The sequence below is a fragment of the Sphingobium boeckii genome, from assembly GCF_014199215.1.
In the GTDB taxonomy this organism is placed as follows: Bacteria; Pseudomonadota; Alphaproteobacteria; order Sphingomonadales; family Sphingomonadaceae; genus Sphingobium_A; species Sphingobium_A boeckii.
The window spans coordinates 412178-427349 of the sequence record NZ_JACIJC010000002.1 but is presented as its reverse complement, the minus strand read 5'-3'; the positions used below and the strand labels follow the sequence as shown (position 1 = coordinate 427349).

Genomic DNA, 15172 nt, shown 5'->3' with positions numbered 1-15172 from the left:
ATCCCCGAATGCCTGGGCGCGCCAATGCAACGCCCTGTCAGTCACCCGCCCCACGCCGGATGCGCCAACCATGATCCCCGCAAATGGGGTGACAGCGAATGTTTAAGACTTGGTATCGCCCGGAAGGAATTGGGTGATTATTCAGGCGGAAAGCCGATGCTCGCTCATCCTGTCTTCACCGGTCTGGGGCGGACATCGACGATCTTGAGCCATCGGCTTCTCCCTTCCCGATCCGGCCACATGATCGAGGTTCCGGCCGCCATGCCGATCAGCGCAGCACCCACCAGCGTCAGGATCGAAATCTTGCCCGCTTCAATATCCGCCTCCTGTGGATAAACCAGCTCCACCGTCCGGTGTGCGCCTCTGCCCTTGTCGAAAAATTCGACCATGGAGTGCATGGCCACCGTGTGCGGCGGGAGATCGGCATGGCTATGGACCTCGGCGCGGGCGAGTTCGGCAAGCAGCAATGCGGCGACCTCCGGCTGCGCCTGTTCGGCCTGGATGGCGAGCGCCGCAATGGCGTCATAATCGGTGTCGAGAACGTGGATGGATGGCGTGTCCGGCACGCGCGACGATGCTTTTTCGGGCATGATGATCTTTCTGTTCGGTATGGCGCGCAGCACGACGTCGTCCCCAGTGCGAGAACGGTCCATGTGCTGAATTGAAATGCCCGAGCCTGACGCCAGCCTATTGGCCGTGCCGAACCCGGGCTAAGGGCGCGCGGGAAGTTGCCCCGAATGATGGCGGGCTTGCCGCTGACGTGCCGAAGAGATCATGGGATGGTGATGGGCTGGAGGGGTAGCAAAGTCAAATCACGGAGGCTCGCCACTTATCCGTCCAAGCGCGCTGCATCCGCTGCGAAAGTGTTCATGAACACGGCAATGGCGCGATCGATGTCGCGTTCGACGGCTTCGGGCGGTGCGCTTTGTATCATTCCCATCAGCAATTGCTGGTGGCAGTCGGCCATGCACAGGCTGACCAGAAAGCGGGCCGCGTCCAGTGGATCGGCGCGCCTGATGATGCCGTCATTCATCGCGCTTGAAAGAAATTCGGCGAGCAATTCCCAGGTCCGCCTTGGCCCCCGATTGTAGAAGATCCTACCCATTTCGGGAAAGCGACCGGCTTCCGCGACGACAAGACGATAGAGCGACACGGCTTCGGGCGACAGGATCTTCTCCATGATTCCAGCGCACACCCGTTTGAGCGTGGTGCTGAAATCGCCGCGGGTATCCAGAATTTCGGACAGCTTGGCGCGATAGGCCGCCGTCGCGCGATCGATTACCGCTTCGAACAAAGCCTCTTTCGAAGGGAAATGGCTCCACAGTGTGCCCTTGGATCCGCCGAGCGCGGCGGCGATGGATGACATGGTGGTGCTGGCATAGCCCTGCTCCAGAAAAGACTGTGCGGCGACGTTCAGGATGATCTCGCGGCGGTCCAGCCTGCGGCTCTCGCGGCGGCTGACCGGAGCGCATGAAATCTCTTTTATCATATCCATACCATATGGTACGCTTTTCTTGTTGACAAGGGTGCGGGGTGCGGCGCATTGGCGCTCGATACTGCTTGGTACGGTTTTTTATATGCCCTTGAGTCGCACCCCTTTTCTTGCCGCCAGCACGCTGGCTCTTTCCCTGATGGCGTCTGGCTGCGCGTCAGTGCCCGATCTGGGATCGCCAGCGGCGCTTCGCACAGCCGAAACGATCGCCGCCAGCGAGAGCTTGCCCGGCGCGGGCTCGGCATGGCCGGGCGAAGACTGGTGGGTGGGTTATGATGATCCCCAGCTTGCAGGCTTGATCGAGGAAGGTCTGCGGAACGCGCCGGATGTCGCCGCCGCGGCTGCGCGCCTGCGCCGTGCGGCCGGACTGGCGCAGCAAGCCGGTGGTGCGCTGCTGCCCTCCGTGGATGTTCGGGGACAGGGCGGTCTGAACAAGCAGAGCTATAACAATGGCTTGCCCAAGGAATTCGTGCCCAAGGGCTGGCTCGATACGGGGCAGGTGGTGCTCGATCTCAATTTCGATCTTGATCTATGGGGCAAGAACCGCGCCGCGCTCGCCGCTGCGACATCCGAGGTGCGCGCAGCGGAAATCGATGCGCAGCAGGCCCGCCTGATGCTCACCACCAGCATTGCCGATGCCTATGCGGATCTCGCTCGTCTTCATGCCGAGCGCGCTATCCAGCAGCGCACGCTCGAACTGCGGATTGCGACGCAGACGCTGGTGGCCCAGCGCGAACAAAATGGTCTCGAAACACGCAGCAGTGTGCGTCAGGCGGATGCCACCGCCTCGTCCGCGCGGGCGAATGTCGCCGCCGCTGATGAGGCGATTGCGCTGCGCCAGAATCAGATCGCCGCGCTGATCGGCGCGGGACCGGATCGGGGGCTGGCGATGACTGCGCCGCGGCTTGGCGCGCTGGTGGCCCAGGGTTTGCCGAGCGATGTGACGACCGACCTGATCGGTCGCCGGCCCGATATCGCGGCGGCGCGCGCGCGCGCTGAAGCCGCCGCCAGTCGGATCAAGGTTGCGCGGGCGGATTTCTTTCCGGCGCTGCGGCTGAGCGGCTTGATCGGCTTTCAGGCACTCGGCCTGGATCAGTTGCTCGAAAAGGATGCGCTATACGGCAATGTCGGTCCCGCGATCAGCCTGCCCATCTTCCATGGCGGATCGATCAAGGGGCAGTATCGCGGCGCTAGGGCGACCTATGACGAGGCTGTCGCGAATTACGATGCGATCGTTCTGGATGCCTATCGGGACGTGGCGGACGCCGTCGCGAGCCGCCGTATTCTGACCCAGAGGCTGGTCGATGTGCGCGCTGCGCTGGCGGCGTCTGAAGATGCTTATGCGATTGCCCGTCAGCGCTATGACGGCGGGCTTTCCACCTATCTCGATGTGTTGAATATCGAGGATCGCTTGCTCGCGGTTCGCCAGGCTTCGGCAGATCTCGATGCCCGCGCCTTCGTGCTCGATGTCGCCCTCATCCGTGCACTCGGCGGCGGTTTCACGATCACGGACGCCCATTTCGCCAAGGACAATTCGCATGGCTGACGCCGCACCTTCTTCCATGGAAGCCACACAGGATGATTCGGCCCGGAAGGATGCGCGCCTCGCGACGCGCAGGACGTGGTTGAAACGTCTCGCCATCGCGGTCGTCGTGATCGCCATAGTGTGGACGCTGTATTACGTGTTGATCGGGCGCAACCATGTCAGCACGGACAATGCTTATGTGAATGCGGAGATGGCGCAGGTGACGCCGCTGATTTCGGCGCAGGCGATCGAGGTGAACGTCAGCGACACCGATCGGGTGAAGCGCGGCGACATTCTGGTGAAGCTCGATCCTTCCAATGCGCGGATCGCCATCGCCCAGGCTGAAGCGGAACTGGCCGAAGCACGCCGTAAGTTTCGCCAGACATCGGCCAGCAGCACGGCCTTGTCTTCGCAAATCCAGGCGCGTGGCGCAGACATTGATCAGGCGCGGGCACGGCTCCTCGCGGCACGCGCCGATTATGGCAAGGCGAGTCTGGATTTGCAGCGTCGTGAGCGGCTGCGCAGCAGCGGCGCAGTGTCGGGCGAAGAACTGACCATCGCCCAGAATGCTTTCAGCGGCGCCAAGGCGGCGCTCGCTCAGGCGCAGGCGTCCATCGCTCAGGCGCAATCGACCCGCAGCGCCGCAGTGGGCGAACTGGCCGCGAATGATGCGCTGGTGCGTGGATCGACCGAAGATACCGATCCTGGCGTGATGACGGCGAAGGCCCGACTGGAGGCGGCCAAGCTCGATCTGGACCGGATGACGATCCGCGCCCCGATCGACGGCGTGGTGAGCAAGCGGCAGGTTCAGATCGGTCAGCGCGTGACCCAGGGCGCACCGATCATGACGATCGTGCCGCTGGGCAAGGTCTATATCGATGCGAATTTCAAGGAGCGTCAGCTTCGTCGGGTGAGGATCGGGATGCCGGCCACGGTCACCGCCGATATCTATGGCAGCGGCGTGGTCTATCACGGCAAGGTCGCTGGCTTTTCCGGCGGCACCGGATCCTCCATGTCGCTGATTCCCGCGCAGAATGCCACCGGCAACTGGATCAAGGTGGTCCAGCGCCTGCCCGTGCGTATTGCGCTCGATCCCAGGGAACTGGCCGAACATCCGCTTCAGGTGGGTCTTTCCACCGAGGTTGAGATAGACCTCTCCGGCCAGTGAGGCATCGGGCATGAGCGATCCGGCCAAAAGCCAATTCATGATCAAGCCATCGCACCGGCTTATGGCGGGTCTGGTGCTGGCGCTCAGCAATTTCATGGTGGTGCTCGATCTGACCATCGCCAATGTCTCCGTGCCGCACATTGCCGGCAATCTGGGGATAACGCCCGATCAGGGGACCTGGGTGATCACCTCCTATGCGGTGGCCGAGGCGATTACGGTTCCGCTGACGGGCTGGCTCGTGCTGCGCTTCGGCACGGTCAAGATGTTCCTGTTCAGCGTTGCGGGGTTCGGCCTGTTTTCAATCCTGTGCGGACTGTCTCCCACGCTGGGCATGTTGGTGGTCTGCCGCATCGGGCAGGGACTGTGCGGCGGCCCGATCATGCCGATCACGCAGACGCTGCTGATCCGCGTTTTTCCGCCCGAGATGCGGGGACGGGCGATGGGGCTCTGGGCGATGACGACCTTGCTCGGCCCAGCGCTGGGGCCGATCATCGGCGGCACGATCAGCGACAATTGGAGCTGGCACTGGATTTTCTTCATCAATCTGCCGATCTGCATTCTATGTATTCTGGCGGGAGCGAAACTCCTGAAGCCGGTTGAAACGCAGACGCAGATTCTGCCGATCGACAAGATCGGCCTCGGCCTTTTGATCTTCTGGATCGGCTGCCTGCAACTCATGCTCGATCTGGGGCGTGACCGGGATTGGTTTGGCGATCCTATGATCGTGACGCTCGCGATCCTCGCTGCGATCGGATTCCTCATATTCATCATATGGGAGCTGACCGAGGACCATCCCATCGTCGATCTCCGGATATTCCGGCATCGCGGATTCACTTTCGGGGTGATCGCGCTGGCGCTGTGCTTCGGTGCCTATTTCGCCAGCATCGTGATCATTCCGCAATGGCTCCAGACGCCCATGGGTTACACTGCGACCTCAGCCGGACTCGTTACCGCCTTCACCGCCATGACGGCGATCACGGCGGCACCTTTCGTGCCGCGGCTGATGGGGCGGGTGGATGCGCGCATCATGGTTTCAGGTGCCGTCGCCTGGCTTGGCCTGATGGCCGTCTGGCGCGCGCAATGGACCAGCGGCATTGATTTCTGGTCGCTGGCCGCACCGCAGATCGTTCAGGGCTTTGCGATGGGCTTCTTTATGATCCCGCTCACATCGATCACGCTGGGGGCCGTGCGGCCCGAGGAAACCGCGTCGGCGGCCGGGCTCCAGAATTTTCTCAGGACCATGGCGATCGCCGTCTCGACATCGCTCGCTTTATCCGTTTGGGGTGATGCGCAGCGCGTCTCGCGCAACGAACTGGCGGCGAAGCTGCAGCCGGACGATGTTCAACGCACACTGACGAATGCGGGCATGAGCATGGATCAGAGCCGGCAGGTCATTTCGAATCTGGTCGAGCAGGAAGCCATCATGCTGGCGGTCAACCACACGTTCCTGATCGCCGCGCTTGTGCTCTTCGTGGCAGCCGCCATCGTGTGGCTATCGCCGCGCGCCAGACCCAATGTGGATATTTCCGCAGCGCATTGAGACGGACGCTGATCGGCCCCGACTTTTACGGCATCAGCGGCGGTGGCGGAAAGGCCAGTGGCGGCACATGCTCGCCGGCCGTGGATTGGGTGACCGTGCGATAAACGGCCAGGCCAGGCTGGCTGAACGCGACGAGTCCGATCGCGATCTGGATCGCCACTATCGTTGCGACACCCCAGACATAAGCTGGATGCACCCGCCCTGACCGCCGCAGATCGCGAAGGATGCCAAGCGCGGGAAAGATCATCACGGCGACGAATACTGCCCAGCCGGCCCAGGGGATGAGCAGGGGCAGGGGCAGCAGCCGCCCAAAGGCGGGGCCGGTAAGAATGGCCATTGCGCACAAGAGCAGACGGCGATGCCAATCGGTGCGCCGGCGCATGAGGATCGCCGCTGCGGTCAGTCCGCCGAAACCCGATACGGTGAGCGAATTCATGAACAGAAAATAATTCGGCTGGAAGAAAAAGGGCGTGGCACCCCGTCGCACCATCATCACGGTGGTATAGATGCCCAGCAGCACGACCGCGATGGCCCAGACCGCCCCCAGCCAGCCGAGACGCCGGTGCAGTGCGACCGATCCGGTCGCGATCAGCGCATTCTGCAGGACATAAAAAGCGGTCCAGCCGAAAAACACGAGAGCGTGAACATGAACCAGGAAAGGCGCGTTGAAGCTCGATCGTCCCATCGCCAGTTGAACGGAGAACCCGAGCGCGATGGTCGCCGCCATTCCGATGGCCATGGTCAGGAAAAAACGATGTTCAGCAGACATGGGCATCCGCTGTCCGGTTAGTGTCGCCATCTTAGCCCCCCAGCTCAATCGCCCGCCGCGATTGCGACCAGCTTCGTAATGAGCGCGTCGCGACATGTATTGGATCAATACGACATTTTTAATGTCAATGCGATCGGATGGTGTCCGTCACGGGGGCTGTATCGCCGGCGGTCAACGACGCGAGTGCCTTGCGGACGATGGCCGCCGACGCGTGCAACGCGCATATTTCCGCCTCGTCGAGATCCGGCTCCAGGATTCGCACGATGCCGGACGCCCCGAGGATGCAGGGCAGGCTGAGGCAGATGCCGGAAATGCCGGATTCGCCATTGAGCTGTGTGGAGGCCGGCAGGATCGCGCCCTCGTTGCGCACGACCGCCTCGCAAATCCTCACGATCGCCGTCGCCACGCCAAAGGAGGTGTAACCTTTGCCTTCGATGATCCGGTACGCGCCATTGCGCACATCGGTCGCAATCTGCGCCTCGTCCGCTACGCTCCAGTCTGGCTGGAACCGGCTCAGCGGTAATCCCCCGATCCTGACGTTGGAAAAAGCGGCGACCGCGCTGTCGCCATGTTCGCCGATGACCATGGCGTGGACAGCATTGGGCGCGACACCGAGCCTGTGCGCCAGGGCGTGCTGCAGGCGCAGGGAATCGAGCAGCGTCCCGGTGCCGATCACGCGCGCAGGCTCCAGGCCGGATGCCGCGATAGCCACCGCGGTCATCAGATCGACCGGATTGGCCGCAATGATCATGATGCCGCTAAAGCCTTCGGCCATTAGTCTGGTCACGCATTGCCGAACGATCTCCGCACTGCGCGTCGCGATCGACAGCCGGCTTTGCGCGCCCTGGGTCGCCGCGCCTGCGGTGATGATGACGATGTCTGCCCGGGCGGCATCGGGATAGTCGCCGGCCCACACATGCGCCGGCCGCGCCAGCGCATTGGCGTCGGACACGTCACGCGCTTCGGCGCGCGCCAGCCCTGCATCATTGTCGATAAGCACGATTTCGCGGAACAGCGCGCGCAGCATCAGGGCATAGGCAGTGGTGGAGCCGACATGGCCCGCGCCGATGATGGCGACCCGACCGCTGTCGACCTCCCTTATATCAGAAGCGTCGGATGCGGGATCGGGCACCATCGAATTTACGCGGCCTTGGGCATACGTGATGTGAAGGTGGCGCGGGTGATGGATACCGTAAGGCCGTCATTGCCGGCCGACATCTCCACACTCGCGCTGAGTTGCTTGGCCAGCGCCTTGATGATCGTCGTTCCCAAGCCACCATCCTTTGCGCCAATGTCGCTATCGCCCTTGCCGATGCCGTTATCGGATACGACCAGCTTCCAGTCCGACTCGTCGATCTCGTAAGTCACCAGAATTTTAGCGCCGGGCTTGGATTGCGGAAACGCATATTTGATGGCGTTGATCACCAATTCGGTCACGATCAGGCCAAGGCTGACCGCTTCCGATGAATCGACCATGCCTTTCTCCGCCATCACGTCGATCATGATAGGCTGGACATCGCCGATCATCGAACTGGCGAGGCCAGCGCACAGCTTTTCGAAATAGGCACCGACGTCGATCTGGTCCACGCCGTCCGTGGCATGAAGATATTGCTGGACCGCCGCGACCGACATCACGCGCTGATGCGCATCCTGCAGATGAAAGCGCGTTTCTTCCGATGAAACAGCGCGGGCCTTGAGCAGCAATATGCTCGCGATGATCTGAAGGCTGTTGGCCACGCGATGCTGCATCTCCTGCAGCAGAACCTGCTTTTGACGCACCAGTTCTTCGGCCTGCTGGAGCAGCGCGGCCTTTTCCTGCTCGATCGCGCGCGTGGCCGTCACATCCCTGAAGGCCAGCAGGATCGTGATGTTCGCGCTTTCCTGATAGATCACCTTGCGTGCGTTCAGCAGCATGTTGCGCCAGCCGACCCCGGGGAAATCATGTTTGACCTCGAAGCCGTCCATGGCGACGCGGTCGGGAATGATCGTCTCCAGCAGCGTGCGCAGTGCAGGAATGTCCCATTGTCCGTCGCCGAGTGCGTAAAGCAGGTTCCCCTCGGTCTCATCCGGTGTCACCTTAAAGGTTTCGCAAAAGGACCGGCTCGCCGTGAGAACGCGAAACCGCTCGTCCAGCACCAGGAAAGGCTCGGGGATCGTATTGACGATCGCCTGGGCGAGGATCTGCGCCTCTTCCAATGTGCGTGCGGGAATCACCGATTGATCCAGAGGTTTTCGGCGTCATCGACGGCCTCGAACATGTCGCCTTCGGCCTGCGCTTCGCTCAGATGCTTGCGCACCGCATCGGGATCGCCGGCGCGTGGAAAGCGGCGATCCGATTTGGCGGCTTTCGCCAGCGCGCCGATCCAGCCTTCATGATCCTGCTGCGACAAAAGCCACGTCCCGAAGGAATCCCCATTGTCGTTTTCAGGCTGCATGAGGCGATCCCGGCATAAGGCGCTGAAGCGAAGAAAAACGCGGCTGATCCAAAATGCACCTCGGCCTACAGGCGAGAGCAGCACTGTCTCCCGGTCACAAGATGCCTGATCGGATATCGGGTGATGGCTGCCTGTAGCATAGTTTTATGCAAACCCACGCTTCAAAATCGACGGTTCTCCAAGCAATAACGCCCACCGCTCTTGCCCCCCCCCATATCGCGGCTCCTGATCGATGGCGGGCGGAACCGGGCGTCTTTCCGGCACCAATCTGATCTGCGCTCTCGCATCGGCAGGCGTGCGGATGAAGTCCGGATGATACAAAGCCTAAGATACGAACAACTTTGCGCCGTTTGTCACATTCCCCACATCGGCATGTCACGGCATTGTCCTTGAGCCCCCCTATCCGGCCGTCATCCACAAGGGGACTCGGACATGAAATTCGCACGTAATAAAGCCTATACTCTCACGCTGCTTTCGACCTTGAGCGCCATGGCCTGGTCGGTGCCGGCCTATGCAGCGGATCAGGATGCCAGCCAGGCCGTCGCGCCAGCGCCGGAAACTGAAGCCGACGAAGGACAATCGGATATCATCGTGACGGGTGCCGCTCGCGCCCAGCGTCGCTTTGATGTGTCCTATGCGGTCAACTCCCTCAGCCAGGAAGACGTGCAGAGGATCGCTCCGAAGAATTTCGCAGACCTGCTGAGCACGGTTCCGGGCATTCAGGTGGAGGCGACCGGCGGCGAGGTGCAGAATATCACGCGCGTGCGCGGCATTCCGACCGATCGCGGCTATCTGATCTTCCAGCAGGATGGCCTGCCGCTTTATCACGAAATCGACGGCCAGTTCTTCAACTCGGGCGAAGGCATGAATCGCTTCGATCTCATGACGGAGCGCGTCGAGATCGTCCGCGGCGGCCCGGCCCCAATCTATGCCAGCAGCGCGGCTGCGATCGCCAATAACATCACGGTGACCGGTGGCCCGGAATCGCGCGGCAAGGCACAGATCACGCTGGGCGATACCGGCCTGTACCGGCTCGACGCCATGCAGTCCGGCCCGATCGGCGAGAACACCTATTACGCCATCGGCGGCTTTCTGCGCCAGCATGACGGTTATCGCGACAGCGGGTTTCCCAGCGACAGAGGGGGCCAGATCCGCGCCAATCTGAAGCGCGATCTGGACAATGGTTTCCTCAAGGTCTCGGTGCAATATACCAACGACCATAACCTGTTCTATCTGCCGATCCCGGTCGCCGATCCGCGCAATCCTTCCGTCTCGCTGGACCCTTTCATCGACTATCACACGGGCACGATGAACTCCCCGTCGCTCCGCGGAGTGAACATCAAATATCGCGATGGTGCGGGCGTGACGCAGGGTTTGAACCGCGATCTGGCCGATGGCCGGCACATGCGCTTCTTCAACGCCGGCATCCAATATGAAGGCGATTTCGATGGCTGGCTGGTCTCTGCCAAGGGTGGTTACACACAGGGCAAGAGCAGCTTCGACGCCTTTTATTCTACCACCAATCCGGCCAGTGCGACCACGTTCGCCGCCAGCTATCTGAACGCTTCGCGGACGGCCTTCGGCGCTGACGTGACCCGCTTGGGCTATGCGCTCGCCGGGACCAATGGCGCGACCGTCTATGATCCCTCTGCCGCTTCGGGCCTGGTCATGTCCGGCCAGTATCGCGCTTCTGAATCCGAATTCTATTCAGGTCAGGCCGATCTGAGCATCACCCGCAAATTCGAGACGGGCTTTGGCACGCATGATGTGCGGGCCGGCGTTTATGGTTCGATTTACGGCAACACGCAGTTCATTGCCTATCAGGACATGCTGATCGAGGTCAGTGGCCAGCCGCGCACGCTTGATCTCCTTGCCTATTCAGCCACGGGCGCTGTGCTCGGCTCGGTCACGCAAAATGGCGTGCTGCGCTACACGACCACGCTCAACCAGGGTGATGGCGATGCCAAGATGGTCGCGCTCTATGCCAATGATACCTGGGACATCACCGAGGGTCTGCGCGTCGATGGCGGCTTTCGGAAGGAATGGTATGACTATGATGGCTATGCGCTCCTCTCGACGGCGGCGAATCTGGGTGATGCCACCACGCTTGCGGACGACGCGACCCGCGCCTTTACCGGGGGCAAGGTTATCAACACGCTGAAGCCGACGGCAACCAACTGGACGATCGGTGCCAATTACGACTTCAATGGCAATCTCGGTGTTTATGGCCGCATCTCGAACCTCGAGGTGCCACCGCAGCTTGGCTCGACCATCAATACAACCCCGGTTCGCACCAACGCATCCGTCGTCAAGACCAAGGCGCGGCAGTTTGAAGTTGGCGTGAAAGCCAGTTTCGGCCCCGCTTATCTCTATGTCACCGGCTTCTATACCAAGTTCGATCCGTTCAATGCTTCGTTCATTGCGTTCAATCCCGATACCGGCCGCAACGATCAGGCCATACCGTTCATCGGCGAAGCCACCGCAAAGGGGGTCGAAATCGACGGCCGGATCAAGCCGGTCCGCTGGTTCGAATTGGCCGGCTCGGTGACCTGGGCGGACCCGCAATATCGCAACCTTGCGAACACGTCGGGCGCTGATCCAAGCGCGGTCAATGGCAATCAGATCATCCGCGAGCCGAAATTCTTCGGCAATGTCCGCCCGTCGGTGCGCTTTCCTGTCGGGGATGGCGAGCTTGAGATCGCAGGTCGTTACGAATGGACCGGACGCCGTTATGTCGATCTGTTCAACCTGACGTCGCTGCCCGCCTATCAGACGTTCGGCGCAAGCGCGTCGATGACGTATGGCGATTGGCGCGTCCAGGTGGTCGGTGACAATCTGACCAACGCCAAGGGACTGACGGAGGGCAACCCCCGGACCGATCAGCTCGCCGGTCAGGGTGCGAGCGATGCGATCTACGGTCGCCCGCTGTTTGGCCGCAATTTCCGCTTCATCCTCAGCCGGAGCTGGTAATTGCAAAGGATGCGCGTCTCAGCGGTCAGCGCCTGCCTCGCCGTCGCTTTGTCCCTGGTTTCAGGGACGGTGGCGGCGCAGGAGCCGGCGGGCTATGAATCTCCCTTTGCCGATACGCTGACGACGCGCATCTTTCCCCTGTTCGCGATGATCAGGGCCGCGCCGGGCTGGGACCAGGCGCTGCGGGGCGATAGCATTTTGCAAAAGCTCTCAGCGGATCGCGGATCGCGCGTGCCACAGGGGGAATGCGCCCCTTCACCGCAATGCCTGGCCGATGCCTGGATCTGGACCGATGCGGACATCGCCCTGGTCCAGGCGCGGCTTCGGGTGGTAATGGCCAACCAGAAGCACGCCGAGGCGCTCGTCACGCGCCAGATGCGTCCCTCCGGGCGCTTTGCGCGTTACGCGGCACTGTCCGATGCTGACCTGGTCGCGGCCGCATGGGCCGAGACCGCGGCAGCGGTGAATAGCGTGATCGCGGTATATGCCAAGGGCATTCCGCCGCGTTATCCGGTGATCGACTCGATGATTTTCAATATTGCGGCGCCTCAGATAGTGGAGGTTTTGAGTGCTCATGACGCGGCCACCGCGGCGCAGGCGAAGGCCGACGACCTGTTTTTCGATCCGGCATCGCGCTATGCGACCGGGCTGCTGCAAATGAACGAACGTATCGACGCGGGGAGCTATCGGCCGTTATTGGGTGGCGAGAATGCTGAAGCGACCGGCGCAGTCGCAAAAACCGACTGGCGCGCCAAACCCTATACGGCACTGCTGGTATTCGGCCATGGGCCAGAGGATGCGCAGTCACGCACCGGCGTGATGGGCCACATCCGCCTGGCGCTGGCAGCCGATCTGTTCGCGCGCGGCCTTGCGCCGTTCATCATCGTTTCGGGCGGCAATGTTCATCCCAATCGCACGCCGTTCAACGAGGCGGTCGAGATGAAGCGTCTGTTGATCACGCAATATGGCATACCCGCAGACCGCATCCTGATGGAGCCGCACGCGCGCCACACCACCACCAATTTGCGCAATTGCGCGCGCCTCCTGCTCGCCGCCGGCTTTCCGGCCGATCGAGCCGCGCTGATCGTCTCGGATCATCGCACGATCCAATATATCGGTGGTGACGAACTGGCCCAGCGCAACCTGCGCGAAATGGGCGTGCAGCCCGGTCGGCTGGCACCGGGGCCGGATCGTTTCACGCTGGCCTTTTCGCCGGATCCCGTGGCCTTCCACGCCGAACCCGCCGATCCGCTCGATCCATGATTTTTGTCGCAAGAACACTGCTGGCGATCGCGCTTTGCGCTGCCCCCCTGAGCGCATATGCCCGCGAGCCCGGCCTTTTGGTGGATCCCTTCGTAGGCACTTTGGGCGATTTCGGACAGCTCAGCCCCGCAGCGGTCGCCCCTTATGGCATGGTGCAGCTCGGGCCGGACACGACGCCGGCCAACCATGCGGGCTATGACTATGCCGCAACACAACTGACCGGATTTTCGCATACGCGCGGGGTTGGCGTCGGATGCGGCGGGGCGGGCGGCGACGTCAGGATCTCGCTGGCCTATGCCGATGTCGACACCGCCACATCCGCAACGATCGACAAGCGGCAAGAGCGCGCCCATGCGGGCTATTATCGCACATCCTATGGTCAGGGCATTGTGGCGGAAATGGCGGCCACCCGCGGTGCCGGCAACCTGCGTTTCACGCTGCCCCGGTCGGGCCGCGTCAACGTCACCATCGCCTTTGATCGCGGCTATTCCAAGCGCCATGCAGCGCGCTGGCGGGTGCAGGATGATGGCGACCTGCGGGCGAGCTTTTCGGCCGGGACAGTGTGCGATGCGGGCACTTACCACCTTCATTCCGCGACACGCCTGTCACACAATGGCCGGTCAGCACAGGCGCACTGGCAGGGTGATGCCGCGAAACAGGCACATTTGTCGCTGGCCGTGCAATCCGGCGATGTGATCGAATTTCGCACCGGTCTTTCCTCGGTCGATCAGGCGGCTGCAGCCGCGGTGCGCGACGGCGAATCGGGCGATCGGCCGTTCGATGCCATCGCGGCGCAAACGCTGGCGGCCTGGAATCGGGAATTGTCCCGCATCACCATCAAAGGTCCGAAGGATCAGCAGGCGCTTTTTTACACGTCCCTGTTTCGCGTCATGCAGACGCCGGTGGCCATAGCCGATCCCGATGGCCGTTTCCGGGGCAGCGACGGCGTCGTCACGCGGCTCCCGTCGGGCGAGCAGCATTATACGAGCTGGGCATTGTGGGACAATTATCGCACCCAGATGCCGCTATTGGCCCTGGTCGATCCGGAGCGCGCGGGCCAGATTGCGCGATCGCTGGTGCGGCTATACCAAAGCGGCAAGGAACGCTGGGCCACGCAGACCGAACCTTTCCTCACCGTCCGGACGGAACATGCCGGCATCGTTTTACTCGATTTCCGGCGCAAGGGGATCGTGGATTTCGACGTGCGCGCCGCGCTGGCCGGGATGATCGCCGAAAGCGACACGCTCGCCCGCAAAACGCCGGATGAACAGATTGAGGCGGCCTATGACGATTGGGCCATCGCCGAACTCGCGTCCGATCTGGGCGAGACGACCATCGCACAGCATTTCCGCGCCAAAGCGCTCTCGTATCGCCCGATGTGGCTCGCCACCTTTCGCACGCTTGGCGCGGATGCCGATGTGGTCCATGCGCGCGGCCTGTATCAGGGCACCTTGGCGCAATATCGCTGGGCACCCGTGTTCGATCTGCCGTGGCTGGCGGAGACGCTGGGATCACACTTCCGGCCGGAGCTGGACCGATTCTTCGCCGATAATCTGTTCAACATGACGAACCAGCCGGATATTCACGTTCCCTATCTGCTCGCCTGGGCCGGCGACCGGAAAGCGACCGATCGGCTGGTGAGGCGCTACGTCGAGAAGGCCGTCCCCCACCGTTACGTCAATTCAGGGGTGCGACCGCAACCCTGGGTCGGGCGCAGTTTCGCGCTGGCACCACAGGGCTTTGCCGATGGGATGGATGACGACGCGGGTACGATGTCGGCCTGGTATATCTGGGCTTCGCTCGGCCTCTATCCGATCACGCCCGGCAAGCCGCATTTCGTCAGGACGACGCCGCTGGCGCAACGCGTGAGGATCAACGGCAAGGCCATGGCCGACATGCCGTTGCAGTGGGTTCGATAGCCCGTTGGCCCTAATAGGCCTTTTGCTGACAGGCGGCTCGCGCCGAAGGCGCTTTCAAACTCCCGGGCCACCTCATCGTGCAAGGTGCGGG

General features: G+C 62.2%; 12 protein-coding genes. 6 read left to right on the top strand and 6 right to left on the bottom strand.

Going from position 1 to position 15172, the window contains the following annotated elements; genetic code table 11:
- Positions 1–164: 164 nt before the first annotated feature.
- Positions 165–653 carry a nucleoside diphosphate kinase regulator gene (rnk, locus tag FHS49_RS07190; protein ID WP_343052919.1) on the bottom strand — a complete coding sequence of 163 codons (489 nt, stop codon included), beginning with the start codon at positions 651–653 and terminating at the stop codon, positions 165–167.
- A gap of 176 nt (positions 654–829) precedes the next feature.
- Entirely contained in the window at positions 830–1495 is a 666-nt protein-coding gene (locus FHS49_RS07185; protein WP_184016785.1) for a TetR/AcrR family transcriptional regulator, read from the bottom strand.
- Between the two features lie 82 nt (positions 1496–1577).
- Here FHS49_RS07185 and FHS49_RS07180 point away from each other — a divergent pair, with 82 nt between their 5' ends.
- From FHS49_RS07180 to FHS49_RS07170, 3 genes are read left to right on the top strand one after another with little or no spacing between them, the layout of a single operon-like run.
- The gene (locus FHS49_RS07180) at positions 1578–3038 is read left to right on the top strand and encodes an efflux transporter outer membrane subunit (protein WP_184016783.1); all 1461 of its coding nucleotides are present in this window, start codon (positions 1578–1580) and stop codon (positions 3036–3038) included.
- Complete coding sequence (locus tag FHS49_RS07175) at positions 3031–4185, top strand: EmrA/EmrK family multidrug efflux transporter periplasmic adaptor subunit (protein ID WP_184016781.1); 1155 nt, start codon at positions 3031–3033, stop codon at positions 4183–4185. Before FHS49_RS07180 ends, FHS49_RS07175 begins: the two co-directional genes overlap by 8 nt.
- Positions 4186–4195: 10 nt before the next feature.
- Complete coding sequence (locus tag FHS49_RS07170; RefSeq protein WP_184016779.1) at positions 4196–5725, top strand: DHA2 family efflux MFS transporter permease subunit; 1530 nt, start codon at positions 4196–4198, stop codon at positions 5723–5725.
- Between the two features lie 25 nt (positions 5726–5750).
- Here FHS49_RS07170 and FHS49_RS07165 read toward each other — a convergent pair whose 3' ends face one another.
- The 4 genes from FHS49_RS07165 to FHS49_RS07150 all read right to left on the bottom strand — a co-directional run bounded on the left by FHS49_RS07165 (position 5751) and on the right by FHS49_RS07150 (position 8929).
- Positions 5751–6524, bottom strand: coding sequence for a hypothetical protein (locus FHS49_RS07165; RefSeq protein ID WP_246350422.1), 774 nt, complete (start codon positions 6522–6524; stop codon positions 5751–5753).
- Positions 6525–6618: 94 nt separating this feature from the next.
- On the bottom strand, positions 6619–7629 hold the full coding sequence (locus FHS49_RS07160; RefSeq protein WP_184016777.1) for an L-lactate dehydrogenase: 1011 nt from the start codon (positions 7627–7629) through the stop codon (positions 6619–6621).
- Between the two features lie 5 nt (positions 7630–7634).
- Complete coding sequence (locus tag FHS49_RS07155; protein WP_184016775.1) at positions 7635–8708, bottom strand: histidine kinase dimerization/phosphoacceptor domain -containing protein; 1074 nt, start codon at positions 8706–8708, stop codon at positions 7635–7637.
- Entirely contained in the window at positions 8705–8929 is a 225-nt protein-coding gene (locus FHS49_RS07150; protein ID WP_184016773.1) for a YozE family protein, read from the bottom strand. Before FHS49_RS07150 ends, FHS49_RS07155 begins: the two co-directional genes overlap by 4 nt.
- 489 nt (positions 8930–9418) lie before the next feature.
- Between FHS49_RS07150 and FHS49_RS07145 the strand changes: the two genes are divergently transcribed.
- The 3 genes from FHS49_RS07145 to FHS49_RS07135 are packed head-to-tail and all read left to right on the top strand — an operon-like array spanning position 9419 to position 15081.
- Entirely contained in the window at positions 9419–11899 is a 2481-nt protein-coding gene (locus FHS49_RS07145) for a TonB-dependent receptor (RefSeq protein ID WP_184017397.1), read from the top strand.
- Between the two features lie 9 nt (positions 11900–11908).
- Positions 11909–13162, top strand: a complete 1254-nt coding sequence (locus FHS49_RS07140) for a YdcF family protein (protein WP_184016771.1) — start codon at positions 11909–11911, stop codon at positions 13160–13162.
- Positions 13159–15081, top strand: coding sequence for a glycoside hydrolase domain-containing protein (locus FHS49_RS07135; RefSeq protein WP_184016769.1), 1923 nt, complete (start codon positions 13159–13161; stop codon positions 15079–15081). Before FHS49_RS07140 ends, FHS49_RS07135 begins: the two co-directional genes overlap by 4 nt.
- Positions 15082–15172: the final 91 nt, after the last annotated feature.

What these genes read in the sequence shown, in the direction of transcription:
- rnk (WP_343052919.1), bottom strand. Translation starts at nt 653, where the DNA reads ATGGACCGTTCTCGCACTGGGGACGACGTCGTGCTGCGCGCCATACCG.
- FHS49_RS07185 (WP_184016785.1), bottom strand. Translation starts at nt 1,495, where the DNA reads ATGGATATGATAAAAGAGATTTCATGCGCTCCGGTCAGCCGCCGCGAG.
- FHS49_RS07180 (WP_184016783.1), top strand. Translation starts at nt 1,578, where the DNA reads ATGCCCTTGAGTCGCACCCCTTTTCTTGCCGCCAGCACGCTGGCTCTT.
- FHS49_RS07175 (WP_184016781.1), top strand. Translation starts at nt 3,031, where the DNA reads ATGGCTGACGCCGCACCTTCTTCCATGGAAGCCACACAGGATGATTCG.
- FHS49_RS07170 (WP_184016779.1), top strand. Translation starts at nt 4,196, where the DNA reads ATGAGCGATCCGGCCAAAAGCCAATTCATGATCAAGCCATCGCACCGG.
- FHS49_RS07165 (WP_246350422.1), bottom strand. Translation starts at nt 6,524, where the DNA reads ATGGCGACACTAACCGGACAGCGGATGCCCATGTCTGCTGAACATCGT.
- FHS49_RS07160 (WP_184016777.1), bottom strand. Translation starts at nt 7,629, where the DNA reads ATGGTGCCCGATCCCGCATCCGACGCTTCTGATATAAGGGAGGTCGAC.
- FHS49_RS07150 (WP_184016773.1), bottom strand. Translation starts at nt 8,929, where the DNA reads ATGCAGCCTGAAAACGACAATGGGGATTCCTTCGGGACGTGGCTTTTG.
- FHS49_RS07145 (WP_184017397.1), top strand. Translation starts at nt 9,419, where the DNA reads ATGGCCTGGTCGGTGCCGGCCTATGCAGCGGATCAGGATGCCAGCCAG.
- FHS49_RS07140 (WP_184016771.1), top strand. Translation starts at nt 11,909, where the DNA reads ATGCGCGTCTCAGCGGTCAGCGCCTGCCTCGCCGTCGCTTTGTCCCTG.
- FHS49_RS07135 (WP_184016769.1), top strand. Translation starts at nt 13,159, where the DNA reads ATGATTTTTGTCGCAAGAACACTGCTGGCGATCGCGCTTTGCGCTGCC.